The following is a 239-nucleotide window of genomic DNA, read 5'->3' on the forward strand; positions in this document are numbered from 1 at the left end:
CTGCAAAACTGGTGGCTGAACGTGGTAATACGGCAGTCAATAGTATCTCTGCTGATATCAATCGGGTGATGCGTAGTGCGTTGCTGCTGCAACAAAGCGCACAAACCTTGCCAACAGAAGAGGCGATTTTACAAGCCAGTACCGCCAATGCCTTTGATAAGCGTGATTATAGTTTGTTAGGCAGTGGTGGTATTTGGCCTGATAACGGTGCGCTTGGGGCAAATACTGCTACCCACCCG

General features: G+C 49.4%; 1 protein-coding gene. It reads left to right on the forward strand.

Annotated elements, in window-relative coordinates; translation table 11 throughout:
- Positions 1-239, forward strand: a 239-nt coding sequence (locus AAEZ05_RS30075; protein WP_350650310.1) for a hypothetical protein, incomplete at both ends; no start/stop codon positions are given.

This window comes from Pseudomonas sp. HY13-MNA-CIBAN-0226 (assembly GCF_040310305.1).
Taxonomy (GTDB): Bacteria; Pseudomonadota; Gammaproteobacteria; order Pseudomonadales; family Pseudomonadaceae; genus Aquipseudomonas; species Aquipseudomonas gregormendelii.